Genomic DNA, 22,382 nt, shown 5'->3' with positions numbered 1-22,382 from the left:
CGTAAGGTTGGCCACTCTTCCCCTGCCCCCTAAGGAGCGCGCCATGAGCACAGCCGAGAGTCACCCACCGCGAGGCAAGATCATCATGATGGCGGTGATCGCCGGGGCGGTGGTCACCAACATCTATTGCACCCAGCCGGTGCTGCCGCTAATTGCTTCGGACATGGGCGTGGCGGTGTCGACGGTCAACCTGGTGGCGGGCGCGGCACTGTTAGGGTTTGCCACCGGCCTGTCCCTGTTGCTGCCGATGGGCGACCGTTTTGACCGGCGCAAACTGGTGCTGGGCCAGATCGCGTTGGCGTTCTGTTTTGCCTTGGCGGCGGCGTTTGCACCGAGCATCTGGGCGCTGATCGGCGCGTCATTCGGCTTGGGTATCGTGTGTTGCGTGCCGCAACAACTGGTGCCGTTTGCAGCGGTGATGTCCCAGCCCCATGAGCGCGGGCGCAATGTGGGCACGGTGGTCAGCGGGATCATGCTGGGGATCTTGCTCGGGCGCACCATCAGCGGCGTGGTCGGTGAGGCGTATGGCTGGCGCGCGGTGTACGGCATGGAAGCAGCCTTCATGATTCCGGTGTGGTTTATCGCGGCCAAGCTGTTGCCGCCTGGGGTGCCGAGCAGCACGTTGTCCTACCCTCGCCTGCTGGCTTCACTGTGGCCGTTGATGCGCGATAACAGCCCGATCCGTCAATCGATGATGGTGCAGGCGTTGTTGTGGGCATGCTTCAACGCGTTTTGGGTGAATCTGGCCGGGTTGCTCGCCAATGGGCCATGGCAACTGGGCAGTGCCTGGGCCGGCGGCTTCGGGATTATCGGTGCGGTGGGCGCGCTCGCGGCGTCGTACGGTGGGCGCGCGGCGGACAAGGTGGGTTGCCGCAAGGTGATCGGGGCCAGTGTCGGGATTGTGACCTTGGCGTTTCTGTTACTGGCCGGGGCGCAGACCTCGCTGATCTTGCTGGTTTTGGGAGTGATCGTGCTGGATATCGGGGTGCAGGCAGGGCTGGTCGCGAACCAGACCCGCGCGTTTGCGGTGGACCCGAAGGCGCAGGGTCGGATCAACAGTTTGTACATGACCGCGACCTTTGTGGGCGGGGCGATTGGGGCGACGGTGAGTGGGTGGTTGATGGCGCAGTTTGGCTGGGTGGGAATTGTGGAGTTTGGGGTGGTGTTGGGGGTGGCGGCTGGGGTGATTCATTGGCTGGGTGCGCCGCGCCCCATTCAAGAGCTTGCATAAATACCAGATCAATTGGAGATCAAAACTGTGGGAGCGGGCTTGCTCGCGAAGACGCAGTGTCAGTCACTGTATTAGCTAACTGAACCACCGCTTTCGCGAGCAAGCCCGCTCCCACATTTGGGCTCCAGTGGATGCAAAAATGCAATTCATGGGTATGAAAAAGGCGACCTGTAAAGGTCGCCTTTTGTCATTGCGCGTACTGCTTGCTCAACCCCGGCGGCACGCCCTGCACATCCGTCTCTTCCCACGGCCCGTTCGGGCTGATGGAGCGGCTCCAGCCGTTGCTCCAGCGGTAATACGTGCGCTGGCGGTAGAAGGTGTCGGGCTGTTCGTCCAGCACATACACCTGCATCTTGCCGTCCCAGTGGCTCACGGCGCCCGGGGGTGGGGCGAAGGTCGCGGATTTGGTGGGCACTGGCTTCGGCGCTGGGGTCACTGGGCCCGAGGGTTTGGTGGTTGGCTGGGTCGACGGGCCCGACGGTGGGATGGTCGGGCCGGTCGGCGCGGGAGGTGGGCGGTGGACCGCACAAGCGCTCAGGCCGAGTACCAGGCTGAGCAGGGTGATGCGTGCAAGTGCGGTCATGGGCGTTTCCTCGATTTACTTGTCCGGACTGTCGATGGTCAGCTGCTGCAAGGCAGTCGTGCTGCTGGCCAAAGGTTGGCTGCGGCCGATCCACTCGCCAGCTGTCGGAACACCAGCCCGGGATATGCGCGCAACCAGTTGGACTTCGGGGAAGTTCGACAGTTTCAACTGCGGCATCATCGCGTCGGCATCGCCCAGTTCGACGGTGATCGGCAGTTCGGCAACCGTGACGCGTTTGGCCGCCAATGGCGCCGGTGGGCCGGAGACCGCACGGGCAAAGATGAATACGCTGTCAGTCGGCAGGGCTTTGGCCTTCACGTCGGCGCTCAGATCTACCCGAACCTTCATCGCGGCTTTTTGAGGGGCGACGGTGCCGCCGCTTTCTTTCAGCTTCTCAGCAGCGCGATCTATGCCACCTTGCAACGCCGCACGGGAGTTGTCTTCCGGCGGCAGTTGAGCCAGCAGACGGTTCCAGTAGTCAATCGCCTCCTGATAACGCTGACCTTCAAAGGCCGCGATACCCAACAGGCCAAGGCTGGTGACTTCCTTCGGATCCAGCTTCAAGGCTTCATCGGTCAGCGCCTGAACCTTGGGCGACCACTGTTTATTGTCGGCAAAGTACTGCGCCTGGGCCCACTGGCCGAGCAGTTCCGGCTGGCGCCCGGCCAGGGCCACGGTGCGCTCGAAGACCTTTGCGGCATCGGCGGAACGGTCCTGGGCCATGTAGGCACGCCCCAGGAAATACAGGCCTTCCGGCGAATCCGGTTGGGCGGCGGCGGCACGCTCCAGGCGCTGGGTCATGTCTTCCATGGACACCGGCGGCTGGGAGAATTCGCGGGTCAGTTCAACCTTGTCGCTGGCCCCGTAATGCAGGTACAGCGCAACGCCCAGGACAGGCACCAGAAACGCCGCTAGAAATGGCAATGGCTTGCCCAGGCGCGACTCGCGGGGCTTTTCCACGCCTTCGGTGTCGGCCAGCAATTCGCGCGCAGCTTCGGCACGGCCGGTGTCGAGTTGGGCGGCGTTGAGCACACCTTCGTCCTGCTGCACTTGCAGCTCGGCCACACGTTCCTGGTAGAGCGCCACGTTCAGCGCGGTGCGATCCTCTTCACGCTGGGCGCGGCGGCCGCGCAGTACAGGGATCAGCAGGAAACTCAGGGCAATCAGAAGCAGCAAGCCGGCTGCGAGCCAGAAATCAATCATCAGTCTTGGTGTCCAGCAATTGGTCGAGGCGTTTACGCTCATCAGGGGACAGCGCGTCGGAGCCGTCAGTCGGTGCGGCGCGACGGCGGCGCACGATCACGGCCATCACGACGACGCCAGCCAACAATAACCCGGCAGGGCCGAACCAGAGCAGCGCGGTCTTGCCGGTGAGGGCCGGTTTGTAACGCACGAAATCACCGTAGCGGTCGACCATGAAGTCGATGATCTGCTGGTTGTCCTTGCCCTCCCCCAGCATGCGGAAGATCTCTTTGCGCAGGTCGGCAGCAATGGGTGCGTTGGAGTCGGCAATGTCCTGGTTCTGGCACTTGGGGCAGCGCAGTTCCTTGGTCAGTTCGCGAAAGCGTTCGCGGTCACCGTCCTTGGCGAATTCGTAGGTGTCGATGGCGGCATGGGCCACGCCGACTAGTCCAAGCGCCAGGACCGCAGCGGCTAACAGGCGCTTCATGGCTTGGCCTCATCGACCAGGGCCTGGTACTTGGCGGCCAGTTGCTCGCGCCAGACCACTTCGTCGATCACGCCGACGTACTTGTCGCGGATCACGCCCTTGGCGTCGATGAAGAAGGTTTCCGGGGCGCCATAGACGCCGAGGTTCAGGCCGAGGTTGCCGTCTTCATCGCGGATATCCAGCTGGTACGGGTTGTGGAACTCGGCCAGCCACTTCAAGGCCGCCGCATTGTCGTCCTTGTAGTTGATGCCGTAGATCACCACGCCTTTCTCGGCCAGCTTGTTCAGCACCGGGTGTTCAACGCGGCAGGAGATGCACCAGGTGCCCCACACGTTGACCAGCGCCGGTTTGCCCAGCAGGTCGGCCTGGGTCAGGGTTTTGTCGCCCTGCACAGTCGGCAGCGAAAACGCCGGGAACGGCTTGCCGATCATCGCCGAGGGCAGCTCGGCCGGGTCCAGGTACAACCCGCGATACAAGAACACCGCAACCACCAGAAACATCGCCAGCGGTACAACCATCAACCAACGCTTCATGCCGCCGCTCCTTGCAGGGCCCAGTGCTTCACGCACCCGACTCTTGACCTTGACCCGATAACGCCGGTCCAGCGCGGCCAGCAAACCACCGAAACCGGTGAGCAAGCCGCCGAACCAGATCCAGCGTACGAACGGTTTGACGTGCACGCGCACGGCCCAGGCGCCGTCGCCCAAGGGTTCGCCCAACGCCACATACAGGTCGCGGGTGAAACCGGCGTCGATGCCGGCTTCGGTCATCATCGAACTCTGCACGGTGTACAGGCGTTTTTCCGGGTGCAGCACGGCGATTTCCCTGCCGTTGCGCACGACACGAACGGTGCCTTTGTCTGACGTGAAGTTCGGACCTTCGAAGTGCTTGGCACCCTCGAAGATGAAGTGGTAACCGGCCAGGTCCATGGACTCACCCGGCGCCAGGCGCAGGTCGCGCTCGGCGCTGTTCTGGCTGGACAACACCACGCCCAGGGCGCACACGGCGATGCCAATGTGGGCGATCTGCATGCCCCAATAGCTGCGGGTCAGGCTGGGCAGGCCTTTGATCAGGCCTTTGTGGCGGGTCTTGTCGACGATGTCACGCACGCCGGCCAGCAATACCCAGGCGGCGAGCAGGAAGGTCGCGAGCACCGCCCAGTTGAAATCGCCGTAGGCAAACCCGGCGATCACCGCCAAGGCCACGCTGCCCAACAGCACCGGCATCAGCATGCCCGCCAGCCATTTAACCGGGGTGTCTTTCCAGCGCACCAGCACGCCGACCGCCATCACCACCATCAACAAGCCCATCAATGGAATGAACAACGCGTTGAAGTACGGCGGGCCGACGGACAGCTTGGCGCCGCTCAGGGCATCCAGCACCAATGGGTACAGGGTGCCGAGCAGGATCATTGACGCGGCCACTACCAGCACCAGGTTATTCCCCAGCAACAGGGTTTCCCGCGACCACAGGTTGAAGCCGACCTGGCTCTTGACCACTGGCGCGCGCAGGGCGAACAACGTCAGGGACCCGCCGACCACAAACAGCAGGAAGATCAGGATGAACACGCCGCGCTCCGGGTCGGAGGCGAACGCATGCACGGAGGTCAACACGCCGGAACGCACCAGGAAAGTGCCGAGCAGGCTTAGAGAAAATGCCGCGATGGCCAGCAACACCGTCCAGCTTTTGAACACGCCGCGTTTTTCGGTGACGGCCAGCGAGTGAATCAGCGCCGTGCCCACCAGCCAAGGCATGAAGGAGGCGTTTTCCACCGGGTCCCAGAACCACCAGCCGCCCCAGCCGAGTTCGTAATACGCCCACCACGACCCCAAGGTGATACCAATCCCGAGGAAAGCCCAGGCGACGATGGTCCACGGCCGCGACCAGCGTGCCCAGGCCGCATCTAGGCGCCCACCGAGCAAGGCGGCGATGGCGAAAGCAAAGGCCACGGAGAAACCTACGTAACCCATGTAGAGCATCGGCGGGTGCACGATCAGGCCGATGTCTTGCAGCAATGGGTTGAGGTCATGCCCGTTTGTAGGAATCTGCGGCAGGATGCGGCTGAACGGGTTGGAGGTCATGATCAGGAACAGCAGGAAACCGATACTGATCATGCCCATCACCGCCAGCACCCGCGCCAGCATGACTTGCGGCAGTTGGCGCGAGAACACCGACACGGCGAAGGTCCAGCCGCCGAGAATCAGCGCCCACAGCAGCAGCGAACCTTCGTGGGCGCCCCACACGGCGCTGAATTTGTAGTACCAGGGCAAAGCGGTGTTGGAGTTATTCGCGACGTAGGCGACGGAAAAGTCGTCGGTCATGAAGGCATAGGTCAGGCAACCAAAGGCGAACAGCAAAAAGGCAAACTGGCCCCAGGCCGCCGGCTGCGCCAGGCTCATCCACAGGCGGTCGCCACGCCAGGCGCCGAGCAACGGCACCACGGCCTGGACGACGGCAAAACACAGGGCGAGGATCATCGCCAACTGGCCCAGCTCTGGAATAAACAGTGCGGACGTCATGGCTTAGCCCTCCTTGGCAGGCGTTGGCGCGGATTGGCCGCTGTCTTTCAGGGCCTTGGTGACTTCCGGCGGCATGTATTTTTCATCGTGCTTGGCCAGCACTTCATCGGCCACCACCACGCCGTCGGCGTTGAGCTTGCCCAGGGCGACGATGCCCTGGCCTTCGCGGAACAGGTCCGGGAGGATGCCGCGGTAGGTGATGGTCACGGCTTTGTTGAAGTCGGTGACCACGAACGTCACGTCCAGGGAATCACCGGAACGCTTCAGCGAGCCCTGCTCCACCATGCCGCCGGCGCGAATCCGCGTATCGACAGGGGCTTCGCCATTGGCGATCTGGGTCGGGGTGTAGAACAGGTTGATGTTCTGCTGCAGGGCACTCAAGGCCAGGGCCACGGCAATGCCGACGCCGGCCAGGATGGCAAGGATGATCAACAGACGCTTTCTACGCAGCGGATTCACTTTTCGGTCTCCCGGCGCAGACGACGCGCCTCTTGTTGCAGGTAACGCTTGCGGGCCAGGATCGGCGCGGCGACGTTGAGGGCCAGCACCGCCAGGCAGATGCCATAGGCCGTCCAGACATACAGGCCGTGATGGCCCATGGCGAGAAACTCGCTGAAAGAAGCAAAACTCATGCGCGCGCTCCCAGGCTGCTTTGCACTTCGGCCTTGACCCAGCTGGCGCGGGCTTCACGCTTGAGCACTTCGAGGCGCATGCGCATCAGCAGCACAGCGCCGAAGAAGCAGTAGAAGCCCAGCACCATCAGCAGCAGCGGTGCCCACATTTCCACGGGCATTGCCGGTTTTTCGGTGAGGGTGAAGGTGGCGCCCTGGTGCAGGGTGTTCCACCACTCCACCGAGTATTTGATGATCGGGATGTTGATCACGCCGACAATCGCCAGCACCGCGCAGGCCTTGGCGGCGCTGTCACGATTGCTGATCGCGTTGCCCAGGGCAATCAGACCGAAGTACAGGAACAGCAGGATCAGCATGGACGTTAGTCGCGCATCCCACACCCACCACGAACCCCAGGTGGGTTTGCCCCAGATTGCGCCGGTGACCAGCGCCACGGCAGTCATCCACGCGCCAACGGGCGCGGCGCATTGCAGGGCCACGTCCGCGAGTTTCATTTTCCACACCAGGCCGACGATGCCGCACACGGCCAGCATCACGTAGCAGGACTGGGCCAGCATCGCGGCAGGTACGTGGATATAGATGATGCGAAAGCTGTTGCCTTGCTGGTAGTCCGGCGGCGCAAAGGCCAGGCCCCAGACCAGGCCGATGCCGATCAGCAATACGGCAGCGATGCTCAACCACGGCAGCAGCTTGCCGCTGATGCCATAGAACCATTTGGGCGAGCCGAGCTTGTGAAACCAGGTCCAGTTCATTGCTGTTTCCATCACGGTAGCTTTTCGTCGTTGCGAAAAGCTTAGGGTCTTTACTGGTTAAGACAACGCTTAACCAGACCTCATTATTCGCCGACGCTGATCTTCAGGCCGGCCGCTATAGCAAAGGGTGTCAGGGTTACCGCCAGGGCGGTCAGGCTACCAAGCCACAGGAGGTAACCGGTCGCCGGCATGCCCATGAGCGCGGCCTGTAAAGCACCGCTGCCCAGGATCAACACTGGGATATACAAAGGCAGAATCAACAGGGCCAGTAACAGGCCGCCCCGCTTCAAACCCACGGTCAACGCTGCGCCCACCGCCCCCAACAGGCTGAGCACCGGCGTACCGAGCAACAAGGACAGGAGCAACACCGGCAGGCATTCGACGGGCAAGCCCAGCATCATCGCCAGCAGCGGAGAGAGCAAGACTAGCGCCAAGCCGGAAAAAGCCCAGTGTGCCAGTACCTTGGCCAGTACCAGAAGTGGCAGGGGGTGCGACGAAAGGACCCACTGTTCCAGGGAGCCGTCTTCGAAATCACTGCGAAACAGCCCATCCAGCGAGAGCAGGACCGATAAAAGCGCGGCCACCCACACCAGTCCTGGGGACAAGGTTTGCAACAGTTTAGTCTCGGGGCCGACTGCCAACGGGAACAACGCGATGACAATCGCGAAGAACACCAGCGGGTTGGCCAGTTCCGCCGGGCGACGGCAGAGCAAGCGCGCTTCACGGGCGACCAACAGGGCGAATACGCTCATGCCGACCACCGCCCTAGATCAAGATCGCGATAGCCAGCAGGCATGCGCGTCAGCGTGTGGTGGGTCGTGAGGATGACCAGACCGCCCTGCTCACAATGCTGGGCCAGGTGTTCTTCCAACTGGGCGACGCCTTGTTTGTCGAGGGCGGTGAAGGGCTCGTCGAGAATCCACAGCGGCGGGCCCGGCAGATACAAACGCGCCAAGGCCACGCGGCGCTGCTGGCCGGCGGACAAGGTGTGGCAGGGAACGTCTTCAAAGCCCTTGAGGCCGACGGCGGCCAGGGCCTGCCAGATCGCATCACGGGACGCGGGATGATGCAAGGCGCTGAGCCAACTGAGGTTCTCTTCGGCGGTGAGCACGTCCTTGATGCCGGCGGCGTGGCCGATCCAGATCAGGTTGCGCGCCAGTTCGGTACGTTGTTCGTTGAGGGGCTTGCCGTTGAGCCGGACTTCGCCCGCCGTCGGCTGCATCAACCCGGCCAACAGGCGCAGCAAACTGGTCTTGCCGCTGCCGTTGGGGCCGCTGACCTGCACCATGTCGCCGCCCGTCAGCCGCAGCTCGAGGTGCTCGAACAGCAGGCGCAGGTCGCGTTCACAGGAGAGCGCTACGGCTTCAAGAAGAGGGCTGGTCAAAAGATCGCGGGCCTTTACGGTTCAAGTCGGCGGTGCAGCGGCCGTTAAAGAGAAATGCACAATAACGGCTTTGGCGACCGATTTTAGAGAGCTGGATCAAATAGTTGTGAGGTTTTTACCGCTCTCTTTGCAGACGGGCGGCATTATACATGTGATGCCCTACTCTAAAGAGGGCAATTTCCCCAGAGACGACGCGCGCGATGACCGGTGAGATCAACCTTCCTACGCTTCCACCCGCCCCGGCAGCCGGGCCCGGCCCTGCGCCTGCGGCCGGCGAGTTGCTGAAACTGCTGGAGCCGCAGATCGGCCTGATCGACCCTGGGAAAACCGCGAACGCCGAAGTCATCGCCCTGAAACAAGGCGGTGAAGCCTTTCAGTTGCTGCTCAAGCTGACCCTTGAAGGCGGCCGTCAGACGCTGGTGCAGGCCAGCAGCCCGCAGCCACTGCCGCTGGGCAGCAATGTGGCGGTGAGCCAGACGCCCACCGGCAACCTGACCCTCAGCCTGCAACAGGCCTTGAGCGCCAATGTCGCCGCCCTCACCCGCATCGACACGAACCAGATGCCGGTGGGCTCGCTGCTTCAGGCCAAGGTGCTGACCACCCAGATGTTGCCCCAGGGCACGGCGCAACCGGCGATCTATCGCTCGCTGGTCACCGTGCTCAACAGCGCACTGACTGGCGCGACCCTGACCGTGGAAAGCCCGCAGCCGTTGCGCGTCGGCAGCCTGCTCAGTGCCGTGGTACAGAACGCGCAGACCTTGAGCTTTGTGCCGCTGAGCGGGCTCAAGGATCAGTTGGCCGTCACCCAACAACTGTCGACCCAGCAAAGTCGCCAAGGCTCGCTGGATGCCGTCTTCACGGCGCTGCAGAACCTGCCACGCGGCGACAGCACCTCCGCCGAGCTGCGCGGCGCTGCCGAGCGTTTACTCGCCGCCCTGCCCGACCTGGCGCAGGTCAGCAACCCCAAGGTACTGGCGCAAGTCATCCAGAACAGCGGTGCCTTTCTGGAAGCCAAGCTGCTCGCCGGGCAAAACCCGCAGGTCCCACCGCTGGACATGAAAGGTGCCTTGCTGCGCCTGGTCGCCGACTTGCTGCCGGCCCTGCCCGCCAGCACCAATATGACTGCCATCCTCGCCGCCAACACCCTGGCCCAGGTGCTGCCCAACTTCGTGCGCAGCCCTTTGAACACCCTCGGCCAGGTCAGCGCCCGCCAGATACCCGCCGGCTTCCCCTTGCCCGAACGGCTGATGGCGAAACTGGAAGGCGAAGGCGACCTGGAAAACCTGCTGCGCCTGGCCGCCGGGGCGATCTCGCGGTTGCAGAGCCATCAGTTGTCGAGCCTGGAACAGACCGGCACCACCGCCGACGGCCGTCTGCAAACCACCTGGCAGCTGGAAATCCCCATGCGCACGTTGCAAGACATCGTGCCATTGCAGGTCAAGTTCCAGCGCGAAGAACCGGCGCCGGACAAGGACCAGCCCGAACGCAAAGAGAAAAAGGACGCCAAGCAGATGCTCTGGCGCGTCGAACTGGCCTTCGACATGGAGCCGCTGGGGCCGCTGCAGGTGCAGGCGCAATTGAGCCAGGGCAAACTGTCCAGCCAGTTGTGGGCCTCGCGACCATTCACCGCCAGCCTGATCGAAAGCCACTTGGGCAGCTTGCGAGAGCGCCTGGTGACGTCTGGCATCAATGTCGGCGACCTCGATTGCCACCTCGGCACCCCACCGCGCGGGCCGAAAACCGGACTGGAGCAACGCTGGGTGGATGAAACCGCATGAAAAACCCAACACCACCGCGCCAGGCGATTGCCCTCAAGTACGACGGCCAGCAGGCACCCACGCTGACCGCCAAGGGCGACGATGCCCTGGCGGAAGCCATCCTGAAGCTGGCGCGCGAAAACGAAGTGCCGATCTATGAAAACGCCGAGCTGGTCAAACTGCTGGCGCGGATGGAACTGGGTGACAGTATTCCAGAGGAGTTGTACCGCACGATTGCCGAGATCATTGCGTTTGCCTGGACGCTGAAGGGCAAGTTCCCGGTGGGGTATGACCCGCACGCCGCGCCGGTAGAGCGCGACGTGACCGAACGTGGGGATGACTACTGAATCAGCCGGGCCTCACACCGGCCAACACGCGGGCCGCTACCGAGGTAGCAACCGACATGCGCTGGGCGTGCTGTTTCAACGCCTGCTCGAACGTCTGCCCCTCATACCGCCGCAATGCCGCACCAAACGCACTCGCCTGCACGGGCGGAAGTGGAGCCGTGAAGGCCTCGATGAACGGCGCGTCAATCACGGTGCTGCGAACACTCTCTACCTCTGCCTGTACGGAACGGCTATCCCGGGCAGTGACCTTATCGAATAAGGCTTGATCCTTGATCACAAAATCGTTGGCACCGGGTGCGCGTTGAGCAACGAGCACATTCTGCTGACCGTTCCAGGCCGAGAGTGAATACTCCTTAAGCCTGTTCTGACTGTTCTTGACCGATTCGATACTCGGCCCACGATGCTCCAGACCCGCACTGAAAAACTGGCTCAACACATTGAAGTCCATCACCGCCTCATCGGTGCCGCGCTTGAGAATCCGACAGCACAAGGTCGCGAGGTCCACCTGGATATCATGAAAGTGCAGCTTGGGCGCCTGGCACAAGCGTGCGATATCGGCGATTTTCTGGTTGAAATCGTTTGGCCACAGGTACAACGCATCTCGCGTCAGTGGCTGCCCCAGGCGCTTTTCCATGGGGCCCATGAACTGCTGAACCAACCCTGCGCCTTGGTCATGCACCTGCAACATGCTCGTGCCGGGCATACGGTTCTGGATCATGTTTTTGACAACATCGGTATTGAGCGCGAACTGGCCGGTGAGAAAGGTGGTTTTACCCGCTGAGGGCGCACCGCGGACTATCGAGACATCCTGCGACAAGGCAGGTGCCGGGTCTTGAAGTATGGACTGGAATTGCGCCAGGTATTTTTCTGCCACTTGTACCGTCAGGTTCTTCAGGATGTTGGCATTGAGGCTTTCCACCTCCGGCAGCCAGACATTTTTCTTGCCCAGGGCCTGAGCCAACGTCGGCATGTTTTTGTCAGCTGCGGCCGGGTCGGACCAACTCAGGCGCTCATTATCCTGCAGCCGTTGCAACTCGCCAGGGTTACGCGTCAGCGCCTGCCAGGAAGTGATGCTCGGATCGGCGATCATGCAGGCAAGCCGCTCCCGATAAGTGTTCTCGGAAAGCGGCCTGCCGATCAATTGACTCAAAACGCTACGCGCAGTGCTTGAATTGATTGACGCTGCCGTGGGCAAGCCAGGCTCGACATGCACGGATGCCGCCACGCCATGAACGGATGCAGCAGGTTGGATAGTCATCTTCAGTCCTCCAGTAACCGGGACTCGAAAAATTAGCCTGCCCGCCCTGCTTGGCTCATAGGACTTATCTTGACTGTGCGCCCGCCGTCGGTGAATTGTGTGTCAGCCAAATACCTCACTCAAGGGAATGAAGTTGACCCGGTCGCCGATAGCCAGCGTCGTGCCTTCCAACACCTCAACAAACCCTTCCGCCCACGCCGCACTGCGCAGCACGCCGGAGCTCTGGTTGCGGTAGATGATCGCTTTGCCTTGCTCGATGCGACCGCGCAGGTATTCGCGGCGGTTGCCCGGTTTGGGCCACTCGAACCCCACCGGCACGTCGAAACGCAGTGGCTCGACGTCCTGCACACCTTGGCGGCGCAGCAGATAAGGGCGTGCCAGCAGCGCGAACGTGACCAACGTCGACGCCGGATTACCGGGCAGACCGATCACCGGTACGCCACGGAAGTGGCCGAAGGTCAGCGGCTTGCCCGGTTTGATCGCCAATTTCCACAACGCCAGCTCACCCTCTTCACGCAGGGCGATCCCAAGGAAATCCGCTTCGCCAACCGACACACCGCCCGTGGACAGGATCAAGTCGACACTGCCCAAGCCGCCCAGGCGCGCGCGGGTTTGCTCAAGGTCGTCGGGCAGGATGCCGGCGTCGATCACTTCACAGCCCATGCGCGTAAGCCATGAGCACAGCACGCGCCGGTTGCTGTTGTAGATCTGCCCCGGCCCGAGCGGCAAGCCCGGTTCGATCAACTCATCGCCGGTGGACAGAACTGCCACGCGTGGGCGGCGGATCACTGCCAGGCGATCATGGCCGAGGGACGCCGCCAGCCCCAGTTCAATCGGGCCCAGGCGCGTACCCGCCGTTAAAACAAGCTCGCCTACGGTGGTTTCCTGGCCCTGGGGGCGGATGTTCTGGTCGAGGTGCAGGGGCTCGGTGAAGCTCACGCGCCCATCGGCGTGGACCACGGTATTCTCCTGCATTTCCACGCAGTCGGCCCCTTCCGGTACTGGGGCGCCGGTGAAGATACGGGCGCAGGTACCGGCGGCCAGGGGGTGTGGCGCCTGGCCTGCGAAAATGCGTTGGCTGACCACCAGGGGTTCGCCGGTCCAGTCCGCCAACCGCACGGCATAACCATCCATGGCGCTGTTCGGCCACGGCGGCAGGTCGAGGGTGGAGATCAGGTCTTGCGCCAGTACACGACCATCGCAATCCGCCAGCAACAGGCTTTCCTGCTCACGGATCGGTGCGGCTTCGGCCATCGCCAGCAGTTGAGCCAAAGCGTCTTCCACCGGCAGCAGCGCGCCGGTCTTGCCGGGCTTACCCACGGGATTCACAAGGCTCGGCCTGTTTCAGGTGCGGGACGAAGTTGCACGGGCGGTGACGGTTGTCCAATTGCTCGGCAAGGATGCCGTCCCAGCCGGTACGCACCGCATTGGTGGAGCCCGGTAGGCAGCACACCAGCGTGCCATTGGCCAAACCCGCCAAGGCGCGGGACTGCACGGTGGAGGTGCCGATGTCGGCTACGGAAATCTGGCGGAACAGTTCGCCAAAGCCGTCCACCTGTTTGTCCAGCAGGCAGCTCACCGCTTCGGGGGTGCTGTCACGACCGGTGAAGCCGGTGCCGCCGGTGATCAGCACGACTTGCACCACGTCTTCGGCGATCCAGTGGGCGACCTGGGCGCGGATCTTGTAGAGGTCGTCCTTGAGCAGCACGCGCTCGGCCAGGTGGTGGCCGGCGGCCGTCAGGCGATCGACGAAGACTTGGCCGGAGGTATCGGTGTCGAGGGTGCGAGTGTCGCTGACGGTCAATACAGCAATATTCAGAGGTACGAAGGGCGCATCTGCCTTGGCTTTCATGGCACGGTCCGGTTGTCGAAGGAACAGCCCGATGTTATATCACAGGCCCCCCTTTTGCTGCCGCTGCGGAACTGCCATGCCTATCGATTCGTCCCCACTGCCCTGTTCGGTTTTGCTGCTGTCTGGTGGGCGCGGCCAGCGCATGGGCGGCCAGGACAAAGGCTTGCTGGAGTGGCGTGGCCAGCCGTTGATTGCGCATTTGCAGAACTTGGTGCGACCGCTCACGGACGACCTGATCATCTCGTGCAATCGCAACCCGCAGCATTACGCCAGCTATGCCGACCAACTGGTGACCGACGACAGCCCGGACTTTCCCGGCCCCCTCGCCGGTATCCGTGCGGGACTCGCCGCCGCCCGTCATGCGCACCTGCTGATTTTGCCGTGCGATGTGCCGCATATCGACGCAGGGCTGATCCAGGCGCTGCGTGAGACCGCGCAACACAACCCGCTGCTGCCGGTGATGGTGCGCCATGGTGAGTTCTGGGAACCGTTGATCTGCATCGTTCCCACCGGCCTGCGCGATGCGGTGGACAGGGCCTGGCACGCCGGTGAGCGCAGCCCGCGCAAGCTCTTCCTACAGCTGGGCGGCGTGGGCCTGGAATGCCCGGCAGATGACCCGCGCCTGGCCAACCTTAATACGCCGGAGCTGTTACAGACGCCGTCGGGCGTGTCAGAATGAACCTCGCACCCGGAACTTTGTCGACGCTGCATGCGTCACAAGGTCAGCCATTTAAAAGTACTCTCTCGGAGACAGACTCATGACTCAACGGACCATCGCCGCTCTCATGCTTGCACTGGGCCTCGCCACCCTCGCCGGTTGCGCCTCGCCGACAGTGATCACCCTGAATGACGGTCGCGAAATCCAGGCCGTCGACACCCCTAAATTCGACAAGGACTCGGGCTTCTACGAGTTCGAACAGTTGGACGGCAAGCAGACCCGCATCAACAAAGACCAGGTTCGCACCGTCAAAGACCTGTAACTCTTAGCGTTTGCCATCAAGGCCCGCCTCGCGCGGGCCTTGTCGTTTCCGGGGGTTACCAGTCGAGGGTGATCCGGCTGCGGAAACTGCGTTCCTCCCCCGTGACCGGGTCAATAAAACGCACGCCCTGGGCCAGCAGTTTGAGGGGGTTGGCGTAATCGTCTACCGCGTCCTTGATCACGTCCGGGTAGAAGGGATCGTTGCAGATACTCGCGCCGAGGGCGCTCATGTGCACGCGCAGCTGGTGCTTCTTGCCGGTCACCGGGAACAGGCCGTAGCGCCACAGATCGCCGTTTTTCTCGCGCACCTCCACCGCCGTTTCGGTGTTGGGGACGCCATCACCTTCGTGCATGCGAAAGAACGGCTCGCCATCGACGAGTCGGCTTTTATGCACCCTGGGGAACGTAAGGTTCGGTAGAGCGGGTGCGATGGCTTCGTAGAATTTATCGATCCGGCGTGTGGGAAACAGTTGCTGATAAGCCGATCGACTGGCCGGATTGGCCGAAAACAGCACCAGCCCCGCCGTGTGCCGGTCGATGCGGTGCAACGGTACCAGTGAGGGATTATCCAGTCGGCGAATCAGGCGGCGCAGCAGGGTTTGCTCGACGTATTCACCGGCCGGCGTCACAGGCAGGAAGTGCGGCTTGTCGGCGACCACCAGATGCTCGTCGGCATACAGGATGGTTTCCTGCACCGGGATGACTTTCTCGTTAGGCACTTCGCGGAAGTAGTAGATGCACAAGCCTTCCTTGTAGCCCAGGTCGACGGTGATCGGAGTACCGTTGATATCCAGCACCCGGCCTCGCGCAATGCGGTCCAGCCAGTGTTCGCGGCTGATCGCCGGGAAGTGCTCGCACAGGCAGTCCAGCACTGTTACCCATGAACCGGGTGGCAGATACAAAGTGCTGGCTTGGTGCTGGGACGCGGAAAAAGCGGAGGTGGACATGAAATGCTCAAAGCCTGTGACAAAACCGGCGGGCATTATCCCGCATTGCGCGGGATTGAGCCTAGGGCGGATCTCAAGCCTTGGCCAACTCCGCCCGCAGGATCGGCGAAGCACTGGCGGCTTCGGTGAACTCCTTGAGCCAGCGCAGCACGTCCACTGCCTCCCAGCGGCCCGGATCGTACAACGCGTACAACAAGCCCTGGTAACCCACCACATCCAGCTGCTTGTGGTAGCCGGCGCGCTGGAACAGCGCCTCGATCTCGGCAAAACAGGTATTGAAATGCACTTTGTTAAAGGGCGTCTTGCCTTCCGTGACCAGCCCATCGAGGCGCAGCTCGTTCACCGCGTCGCGCACGACGTCGGCGGACATGCGATTGACGCTGCTTTTCAGTTGTTCGACATTCACCACGGGCGTTCCCTCAATTCAATCGCTGTACAAACATACAGTAACTTAATATTTGGAAACCTGCCATCGCATAAACCTAACGAAGGAAGGCAACAACCTGTTGTGTGTCGAATGGCCAATCCAGTTCCGCCCCGGTGTCTACCCGGCGAAGCACCGGAATCCGAAGGCCGTAGGCTTCGGTCAGGTCGTCGGGGTCGGTGATGTCCACCAATTCCACCAGCAACCCGTGTTCGACGAGCGGCATGATTTCGGCTTCGGCAATCTCACACAGGTGACAACCCAGGGTGCCGAACAGCTGGCATTCAGGAAGCATGGCGAAGGGACCTGATCAGAAAACAGGCAGACATTCTAAGCCCGGTGACCGCCTGAAGCCCACTCTATAAACCCTGACCCAGGTCACCATGGCCTATAACTGTTTCAGCGATTCTCGCGGCTTTTTGCCTGCCCCCCTGCAACGGAGATGCGTGTGTTTGCCAACCTGCTGATTATCCTGGCCTCATCCCTGGTGGTGATTGCGCTGTTTCGTCGCCTGCAATTGCCCCCCGTGCTGGGCTACCTGTGCGTCGGCCTCGCCGTGGGCCCCACCGCGCTGGATTGGGTGAATGACAGCGAAGAACTGCCCGACCTGGCCGAACTGGGCGTGGTGTTCCTGCTGTTTTCCCTGGGCTTGGAGTTTTCCCTGACCAAGATGCTCGCCCTGCATCGAGTTGTATTTGGCCTGGGCAGCTTGCAAGTGTTGGGGTGCGGGGTGCTGTTGGGACTTTTGTTGATGATCCTGGGTGTGGCGCCGGGTATCGCCCTGTTGTTGGGGGCAGGACTGGCACTGTCGTCCACAGCCATCGTCAGCAAGGAGCTGACCAGCCTCGGGGAAATCTTCAGCAGTCACGGCCAGAACGCGATTGGCGTGTTGCTGTTCCAGGATGTGGTCGCGGTGTTGCTGCTGACCCTGGTGCCAGTGTTTGCTGGCACTGGCGAGCAAGCCTGGTATTGGGCGCTGCCCCTGACCTTGGGCAAGACCGTGGTGCTGTTTGTCGGCCTGCTATTGGCCAGCCGCTGGTTGCTGCCGCGCCTGTTTCATGAAGTGGCCGCCTCCCATTCAGCGGAGCTGTTTGTGCTGCTGGCGCTGGTGATTGTGTTGCTGACGGCCTGGCTCACCCATCTGCTCGGGCTCTCCCCTGCGCTCGGGGCCTTCCTGGCCGGCATGCTGCTGGGCGAAAGCCATTACCGCCATCAGATCGAGGCGGATATTCGGCCGTTTCGCGACATCCTGCTGGGGCTGTTTTTCGTCAGCATCGGCATGCTGATCGATCTGCAATTGTTCGTCAGCCATAGTCTGCTGATCCTCGGGCTGACGCTTACGCTGATGCTGGTCAAAGGCTGTGTGGTCGCGGTGCTGGTCAAACTGCGCGGCAGCGACAGTGAAACCGCCTGGCGCAGCGGCCTGGCCCTGGCCCAAGGTGGCGAGTTCTGCTTTGCGTTGATGGCACAGATGCAGCAGAGCCGGCTGATCCCGGATGAGTTCAACGGTTTGCTGCTCGCGGCCACCTTTTGCTCGATGTTGCTCACGCCGCTGTTGTTGCGCGCCGCCCCCGCCATCGCCCTGCGCCTGCACCGCAAGCCCAACCAGCAGGTGCAGCTGGAAGCAATCACCGCGCTCAACGCCGAGCTGCGCGGGCACGCGGTGATCTGTGGCTATGGACGCGTCGGCCAGTCCATCGGGCGTTTTCTGCGCAACGAACAACAAACCTTCATCGCCCTGGATGACGACCCGGAACGGGTGCAGGAAGCCGCCACTGAAGACAGTAGCGTGCATTACGGCGATTGCCGGCGTGGCGCGTTGCTCAGCGCAGTCGGCCTGGAGCGTGCGCGATTGGTGGTGATTGCCGTGGACAACACCGACGTGGCGCTGGTGGTGCTCAAGGAAGCGCGTCGGATCAACGCCGACGTGCCAATCCTGGTGCGTACCCGCGACGACAGCCAGCTGGCAGAACTGAAAGCCGCAGGCGCCAGTGAAGTGGTGCCCGAGTTGCTGGAGTCGAGCCTGATGCTCGCCTCCCATGCCTTGATCCTGCTGGGCCTGCCGGACCAACAGGTTCAGGCGCGGGTCGATGAAGTGCGCCAGACCCGCTATCGCCTGCTACACGGTTTTTATCGGCCGGCAGACGAGCCGATCAATCCTGACTGACCGCGCCGATCTTGTGAATCGACAAGTCCGCGCCGTAATACTCCTGTTCCTGGCTCAAGCGCAGCCCGGTGACGCGCTTGATCACGCCATACACCAACAGGCCGCCCGCCAGCGCCACCAGCACGCCGAGGGCGGTGCCGATCAACTGGCTGATCAGGCTGACACCGCCCAGCCCGCCGAGCGCGGTCTGGCCGAAGATGCCGCAGGCGATGCCGCCCCACACGCCGCACAGACCGTGCAGGGGCCACACACCCAGTACATCGTCGATCTTCCAGCGATCCTGGGCCGCAATAAAGAACCACACAAACAAACCGCCGGCGACGACACCTGTGACCAGCGCGCCCACCGGGTGCATCAGGTCGGAGCCGGCGCAGATCGCCACCAACCCGGCCAACGGACCGTTATGCAGGAAGCCTGGGTCGTTGCGACCGATGATCAGGGCCGCCACCGTGCCGCCGACCATGGCCATCAGCGAGTTGACGGCGACCAAACCGCTGACGCCGTTCAGGGTTTGCGCGCTCATCACGTTGAAGCCGAACCAGCCGACGATCAGAATCCACGAGCCCAGCGCCAGGAACGGAATGCTCGACGGCGCAAACGCCACCAGGCGCCCTTCGCGGTAGCGCCCATTGCGCGGGCCCAGCAGCAACACCGCCGCCAGCGCCAGCCAGCCGCCCATGGCGTGCACCACCACGGAACCGGCGAAGTCATGGAAGCTGGCGCCAAAGGTCGCGAGCAACCAGGCTTGCAGGCCGAAATTGCCGTTCCACACCATGCCTTCGAAAAACGGGTAGATAAACGCCACGATCAACGCAGTCGCGCAGAGCTGTGGAGCAAACCTTGCACGCTCGGCAATGCCCCCGGAAATGATCGCCGGAATCGCCGCCGCAAAGGTCAGCAGGAAGAAAAACTTCACCAGGCCATAGCCGTGATCGGCACTGAGTACCGCTGCCGGTTGCATGAAGCTCACACCGTAGGAGATCCAATAGCCTATAAAGAAATAGGCCAGGGTGGAGATGGCGAAGTCGCTGAGGATCTTCGACAAGGCGTTGACCTGGTTCTTCTGGCGCACCGTACCGACTTCGAGGAACGCGAAGCCGGCGTGCATGGCCAGGACCATGACCGCGCCGATCAGGATAAACAGGGTATTGGAGCTGTGGACGAGCGTGTCCACTGCACTTTGCAAATTTTCCATGGAGGTTGGCAGGCCTGCAATAAAGGCAAAAAGCACCAAAGCGGTTCAAGCCAGGGTTGAGCGCACTAAATTGGCACCACCGGTCCCACCCCTCTTCAGAGGGCGTGAACCGCTTTAGCGCAGCGTTCAACACAACAAGCCGATGCCGACAGGGTTTTTCCGCGAATTTCAGTTATTTAGGGTAAGGTTTTTCAGGGCTTCCTGCCCGACCGCCCAGATTCAGCGCAAGCCCTGGGGACTGCGCACCAAGGCAAAGCAAAAGCTGTACCACACAATTGCACTGAACCTTCACCGAAGCCGGTGACTCGAAACGTACAGATCAGCCAATCACGGAGATAACCATGGCCAGAAGAACTGCAAAGACTGCTCAAGAAATACTGATGGCGGATTTTCAAACCCTGGTGACTGACACCGAACGGTTGCTGGACGACACCAAAGTGCTGGCGGGCGACCAGGCTGATGAGCTGCGCGCAAAAATTCACGACACGCTGTTGCAGGCCCGTGAAACCTTGAAGCAGACCGAAGATTCCCTGCGCGAACGCGGCCAGGCGGCGGTCACTGCGACCGAAGACTATGTGCAGGCCAATCCTTGGCAGTCGGTGGGCATTGCCGCCGGCGTGGGCTTTCTGATCGGCCTGCTGGCCACAAGGCGCTAACCATGTCTATCGGCGAAACGGGCTCGTCCACGGGCACCACCTCAAGACGTCTGGGCGCGGCCGTGCTGGGCTTGCTGCACAGCCACGTCGAATTGTTTGGCATCGAGTTGCAGGAACAGAAGGCCCGCACCGTCAGCCTGCTGCTGTTTGCCGGCCTGGCGCTGGTGTTCGCGCTGCTGTTGCTGGTGGGGTTGTCGACCCTGGTGATGATCCTGGTGTGGGACACCGGCTACCGCCTGACCGGGATCATCTGCCTCTGTGTGTTCTATACCCTGGCCGCCGCGTTTTGCGGGGTACGCTTGAAGGCGGCGGTGTTCGATGAGTCCACGCCCTTCCACGCCACCCTTGAAGAGCTGGCCAATGACCGGGAGCGCCTGCTGCCATGAGCATCACTGAAATCCCGCAAACCACCTCCCGCCGGGAAATGCGCAAGGCGTTGATCCGCCTGCGCATGGAAATGCACCGTCAGGAGATCCGCCACGAGTCCCAGCAACTAATGTTGCCCCTGAACAAGGTGCGCAATATGGGCAGCAACTGGCAGGACAGCCTGGGCATCAAGCACGCGCCGCTGTGGGGCGTGGCCGCGGTGACGCTGATGGGTTTCTTTACCGGCAAAGGTGCCAAGGGCGGCGGCATTGGCAGCTTGACGCGCCTGGTGCGCCTCGGTGCCGGCTTGATCCCGTTGATCAAACTGGCCATGCAGGGCTCTTCGCGTAAAAGTTGAGCCTGGCTGGCTGCATTCTTGCTAACAGAATCGGCCCGGCCCTCGTTTTCGAGGGCCGGGCCTTTTTTCGCCAATGTTTCTAAGGAGGCCCCGTGATCGACGGGCAACCGCTCGCCTGCTTCCAGCCGTTTATCGATACCGCCACCGGCCGCATTGCCGGCGTCGAGGCCCTGGGCCGCCTGCGCCAGGCTGACGGCCGCTTGCAGTCCGTGGGCCCGCTGTTCGCTGACCCGCGCACGCCGGGCGTGACCTTGCGCCGACTCGACCGGCAGATTCGCGACAACGCGCTGAGCCGCTTGCACGAAGCGCCCGAAGACTGGTTCCTGAGCCTGAACATCTCGCCACGCTGGATCAATCGCCTGCGACCGGGCCAGGCCCTGCCGAGCCTGAAACAGATCCACCACCATGGCGTCGACCCTCAGCGCATCGTGTTCGAGATCACCGAACTGGGTGGCGATATCCGACGCCTGGCCGACGTGGTGGCGCGCTATCGCGAAGCCGGTGCGCGCATTGCCATCGACGACTTTGGCGCCGGTTACTCCCAGCTCGACCGAGTGCTGGCGTTGCAACCGGATATCCTCAAGCTGGACATGCGCCTGTTCCAGGAGGCCGCCCGTGGTGGACCGAGCAGCGAAGTGGTGCGGGCCCTGGCGCAGATGGCCGAGAAGACCGGCTGCTGGATCATTGCCGAAGGCGTGGAAACCGAGGCGCAGTTGAGCTTCGCCCTGGAGTGCGGCTCGCGCTATGTGCAGGGCTATCTGTTTGCCCAGGCGCAGTTGGACTGGTTCGCCGCCGACGCCTTCGTGCCGCGTTTCGCCCAGTTGCGCACGGTGTACGTCCAGCAAAAGCTGGCAGAACGCGGCCGCGTCATGCAACTGCGCCAGCAGTTGGCCGAATTGATGAAGATCCTGCAAACCTGGGCCCAGGCCCAGGCACCGTTGAGCAAACTGCCGCAACTGCCGGCGTTTCCCTGGCTGCTGCGCTTCTACCAGTGCGACCGGCACGGCACCCAACTCACACCGAACTTTGAGTGGCGCCAGGATGCCTGGCAGTCCGACAGCCGTTACCTGGGCCACAACTGGTCATGGCGCCCGTACTTCTATCACCTGTTGGCCGAGGGCTGGGAGGAGCGGCGCCTGACACTGTCCTCGACCTACCGCGACGCCACCACCAATCAGTATTGCCTCACGGCCGGACAATTCTTCGATAACGGTCAGCGCTTGCTGTTAATCGATATCGACGCGGCCGGGCTGTAGATTTTCGCTTGCCCAGGCCGCGCTGAACCGGGAAGCTGGGAGGGTCATTC

At 62.4% G+C, this 22,382-nt stretch carries 26 protein-coding genes and 1 pseudogene; 10 read left to right on the top strand and 17 right to left on the bottom strand.

Annotated elements, in window-relative coordinates:
• Positions 1 to 43 precede the first annotated feature (43 nt).
• The gene (locus AYR47_RS16015) at positions 44 to 1,231 is read left to right on the top strand and encodes an MFS transporter (RefSeq protein WP_061435875.1); all 1,188 of its coding nucleotides are present in this window, start codon (positions 44 to 46) and stop codon (positions 1,229 to 1,231) included.
• A gap of 187 nt (positions 1,232 to 1,418) precedes the next feature.
• On the opposite strand, the gene AYR47_RS16010 is transcribed toward AYR47_RS16015, so the two are convergent.
• From AYR47_RS16010 to ccmA, 10 genes and pseudogenes are all read right to left on the bottom strand, one after another.
• Positions 1,419 to 1,814, bottom strand: a complete 396-nt coding sequence (locus tag AYR47_RS16010) for a hypothetical protein (protein ID WP_061435873.1) — start codon at positions 1,812 to 1,814, stop codon at positions 1,419 to 1,421.
• Positions 1,815 to 1,829: 15 nt separating this feature from the next.
• Entirely contained in the window at positions 1,830 to 3,017 is a 1,188-nt protein-coding gene (ccmI, locus tag AYR47_RS16005) for a c-type cytochrome biogenesis protein CcmI (RefSeq protein ID WP_061435871.1), read from the bottom strand.
• On the bottom strand, positions 3,010 to 3,483 hold the full coding sequence (locus AYR47_RS16000) for a cytochrome c-type biogenesis protein (RefSeq protein ID WP_017136200.1): 474 nt from the start codon (positions 3,481 to 3,483) through the stop codon (positions 3,010 to 3,012). The genes ccmI and AYR47_RS16000 overlap by 8 nt, the downstream gene beginning before the upstream one ends.
• A complete protein-coding gene (locus AYR47_RS33400; protein ID WP_016978490.1) occupies positions 3,480 to 4,016 on the bottom strand; it encodes a DsbE family thiol:disulfide interchange protein in 537 nt (178 codons plus the stop codon). The genes AYR47_RS16000 and AYR47_RS33400 overlap by 4 nt, the downstream gene beginning before the upstream one ends.
• Positions 4,017 to 4,019: 3 nt before the next feature.
• A pseudogene (locus tag AYR47_RS15990) lies at positions 4,020 to 6,002 on the bottom strand (heme lyase CcmF/NrfE family subunit); the annotation flags it as partial.
• Positions 6,003 to 6,005: 3 nt separating this feature from the next.
• Positions 6,006 to 6,461: a cytochrome c maturation protein CcmE gene (gene ccmE, locus AYR47_RS15985; RefSeq protein WP_028615684.1), complete on the bottom strand. Its 456-nt coding sequence runs from the start codon at positions 6,459 to 6,461 to the stop codon at positions 6,006 to 6,008.
• Positions 6,458 to 6,634, bottom strand: coding sequence for a heme exporter protein CcmD (ccmD, locus tag AYR47_RS15980; protein ID WP_061435869.1), 177 nt, complete (start codon positions 6,632 to 6,634; stop codon positions 6,458 to 6,460). The genes ccmE and ccmD overlap by 4 nt, the downstream gene beginning before the upstream one ends.
• A complete protein-coding gene (locus AYR47_RS15975; protein WP_033901405.1) occupies positions 6,631 to 7,386 on the bottom strand; it encodes a heme ABC transporter permease in 756 nt (251 codons plus the stop codon). The genes ccmD and AYR47_RS15975 overlap by 4 nt, the downstream gene beginning before the upstream one ends.
• An 83-nt stretch (positions 7,387 to 7,469) precedes the next feature.
• Positions 7,470 to 8,138, bottom strand: coding sequence for a heme exporter protein CcmB (gene ccmB / locus AYR47_RS15970; RefSeq protein ID WP_003189951.1), 669 nt, complete (start codon positions 8,136 to 8,138; stop codon positions 7,470 to 7,472).
• On the bottom strand, positions 8,135 to 8,770 hold the full coding sequence (gene ccmA / locus AYR47_RS15965) for a cytochrome c biogenesis heme-transporting ATPase CcmA (RefSeq protein WP_033901404.1): 636 nt from the start codon (positions 8,768 to 8,770) through the stop codon (positions 8,135 to 8,137). Before ccmA ends, ccmB begins: the two co-directional genes overlap by 4 nt.
• A 200-nt stretch (positions 8,771 to 8,970) precedes the next feature.
• Between ccmA and fliK the strand changes: the two genes are divergently transcribed.
• Together fliK and AYR47_RS15955 are read left to right on the top strand one after the other, a co-directional pair.
• Positions 8,971 to 10,548, top strand: coding sequence for a flagellar hook-length control protein FliK (gene fliK, locus AYR47_RS15960; protein ID WP_061435868.1), 1,578 nt, complete (start codon positions 8,971 to 8,973; stop codon positions 10,546 to 10,548).
• Complete coding sequence (locus AYR47_RS15955) at positions 10,545 to 10,874, top strand: EscU/YscU/HrcU family type III secretion system export apparatus switch protein (RefSeq protein WP_033901402.1); 330 nt, start codon at positions 10,545 to 10,547, stop codon at positions 10,872 to 10,874. Before fliK ends, AYR47_RS15955 begins: the two co-directional genes overlap by 4 nt.
• A gap of 1 nt (position 10,875) precedes the next feature.
• On the opposite strand, the gene AYR47_RS15950 is transcribed toward AYR47_RS15955, so the two are convergent.
• From AYR47_RS15950 to moaB, 3 genes are all read right to left on the bottom strand, one after another.
• Positions 10,876 to 12,132, bottom strand: a complete 1,257-nt coding sequence (locus tag AYR47_RS15950) for a hypothetical protein (protein WP_156487802.1) — start codon at positions 12,130 to 12,132, stop codon at positions 10,876 to 10,878.
• Between the two features lie 102 nt (positions 12,133 to 12,234).
• On the bottom strand, positions 12,235 to 13,461 hold the full coding sequence (locus AYR47_RS15945; protein ID WP_061435865.1) for a molybdopterin molybdotransferase MoeA: 1,227 nt from the start codon (positions 13,459 to 13,461) through the stop codon (positions 12,235 to 12,237).
• Positions 13,445 to 13,984, bottom strand: a complete 540-nt coding sequence (moaB, locus tag AYR47_RS15940; protein WP_010211803.1) for a molybdenum cofactor biosynthesis protein B — start codon at positions 13,982 to 13,984, stop codon at positions 13,445 to 13,447. The genes AYR47_RS15945 and moaB overlap by 17 nt, the downstream gene beginning before the upstream one ends.
• A gap of 76 nt (positions 13,985 to 14,060) precedes the next feature.
• Between moaB and mobA the strand changes: the two genes are divergently transcribed.
• The gene (gene mobA, locus AYR47_RS15935) at positions 14,061 to 14,663 is read left to right on the top strand and encodes a molybdenum cofactor guanylyltransferase MobA (RefSeq protein WP_061435863.1); all 603 of its coding nucleotides are present in this window, start codon (positions 14,061 to 14,063) and stop codon (positions 14,661 to 14,663) included.
• 79 nt (positions 14,664 to 14,742) lie between these two features.
• Positions 14,743 to 14,964 (top strand): YgdI/YgdR family lipoprotein, encoded by a 222-nt coding sequence (locus tag AYR47_RS15930; RefSeq protein WP_016978480.1) that lies wholly within the window; start codon positions 14,743 to 14,745, stop codon positions 14,962 to 14,964.
• 55 nt (positions 14,965 to 15,019) lie between these two features.
• Here AYR47_RS15930 and AYR47_RS15925 read toward each other — a convergent pair whose 3' ends face one another.
• From AYR47_RS15925 to AYR47_RS15915, 3 genes are all read right to left on the bottom strand, one after another.
• Positions 15,020 to 15,910, bottom strand: coding sequence for a pseudouridine synthase (locus AYR47_RS15925; RefSeq protein WP_061449431.1), 891 nt, complete (start codon positions 15,908 to 15,910; stop codon positions 15,020 to 15,022).
• Positions 15,911 to 15,983: 73 nt separating this feature from the next.
• Positions 15,984 to 16,319, bottom strand: coding sequence for a hypothetical protein (locus tag AYR47_RS15920; protein ID WP_010565034.1), 336 nt, complete (start codon positions 16,317 to 16,319; stop codon positions 15,984 to 15,986).
• Between the two features lie 73 nt (positions 16,320 to 16,392).
• Positions 16,393 to 16,629 carry a glutaredoxin family protein gene (locus AYR47_RS15915; RefSeq protein WP_033901398.1) on the bottom strand — a complete coding sequence of 79 codons (237 nt, stop codon included), beginning with the start codon at positions 16,627 to 16,629 and terminating at the stop codon, positions 16,393 to 16,395.
• Positions 16,630 to 16,776: 147 nt separating this feature from the next.
• Here AYR47_RS15915 and AYR47_RS15910 point away from each other — a divergent pair, with 147 nt between their 5' ends.
• Positions 16,777 to 18,501 carry a cation:proton antiporter gene (locus AYR47_RS15910; RefSeq protein WP_082781508.1) on the top strand — a complete coding sequence of 575 codons (1,725 nt, stop codon included), beginning with the start codon at positions 16,777 to 16,779 and terminating at the stop codon, positions 18,499 to 18,501.
• Here AYR47_RS15910 and AYR47_RS15905 read toward each other — a convergent pair.
• Positions 18,488 to 19,696: an ammonium transporter gene (locus AYR47_RS15905; RefSeq protein ID WP_033901411.1), complete on the bottom strand. Its 1,209-nt coding sequence runs from the start codon at positions 19,694 to 19,696 to the stop codon at positions 18,488 to 18,490. The genes AYR47_RS15910 and AYR47_RS15905 overlap by 14 nt on opposite strands.
• Positions 19,697 to 20,037: 341 nt before the next feature.
• Between AYR47_RS15905 and AYR47_RS15900 the strand changes: the two genes are divergently transcribed.
• The 4 genes from AYR47_RS15900 to AYR47_RS15885 all read left to right on the top strand — a co-directional run bounded on the left by AYR47_RS15900 (position 20,038) and on the right by AYR47_RS15885 (position 22,332).
• Positions 20,038 to 20,352 carry a DUF883 family protein gene (locus AYR47_RS15900; protein WP_012723021.1) on the top strand — a complete coding sequence of 105 codons (315 nt, stop codon included), beginning with the start codon at positions 20,038 to 20,040 and terminating at the stop codon, positions 20,350 to 20,352.
• A 2-nt stretch (positions 20,353 to 20,354) separates the two neighbouring features.
• Positions 20,355 to 20,738 carry a phage holin family protein gene (locus tag AYR47_RS15895; protein WP_033901397.1) on the top strand — a complete coding sequence of 128 codons (384 nt, stop codon included), beginning with the start codon at positions 20,355 to 20,357 and terminating at the stop codon, positions 20,736 to 20,738.
• Positions 20,735 to 21,076: a hypothetical protein gene (locus AYR47_RS15890; protein ID WP_033901396.1), complete on the top strand. Its 342-nt coding sequence runs from the start codon at positions 20,735 to 20,737 to the stop codon at positions 21,074 to 21,076. The genes AYR47_RS15895 and AYR47_RS15890 overlap by 4 nt, the downstream gene beginning before the upstream one ends.
• 92 nt (positions 21,077 to 21,168) lie before the next feature.
• Positions 21,169 to 22,332, top strand: a complete 1,164-nt coding sequence (locus AYR47_RS15885; protein WP_033901395.1) for an EAL domain-containing protein — start codon at positions 21,169 to 21,171, stop codon at positions 22,330 to 22,332.
• The last annotated feature ends 50 nt before the right edge of the window (positions 22,333 to 22,382 follow it).

It is taken from the genome of Pseudomonas azotoformans (genome assembly GCF_001579805.1).
GTDB lineage: Bacteria > Pseudomonadota > Gammaproteobacteria > Pseudomonadales > Pseudomonadaceae > Aquipseudomonas > Aquipseudomonas azotoformans_A.
Note: the sequence above shows the minus strand (reverse complement) of the source record. Positions and strands in the feature narration are given on the sequence as shown.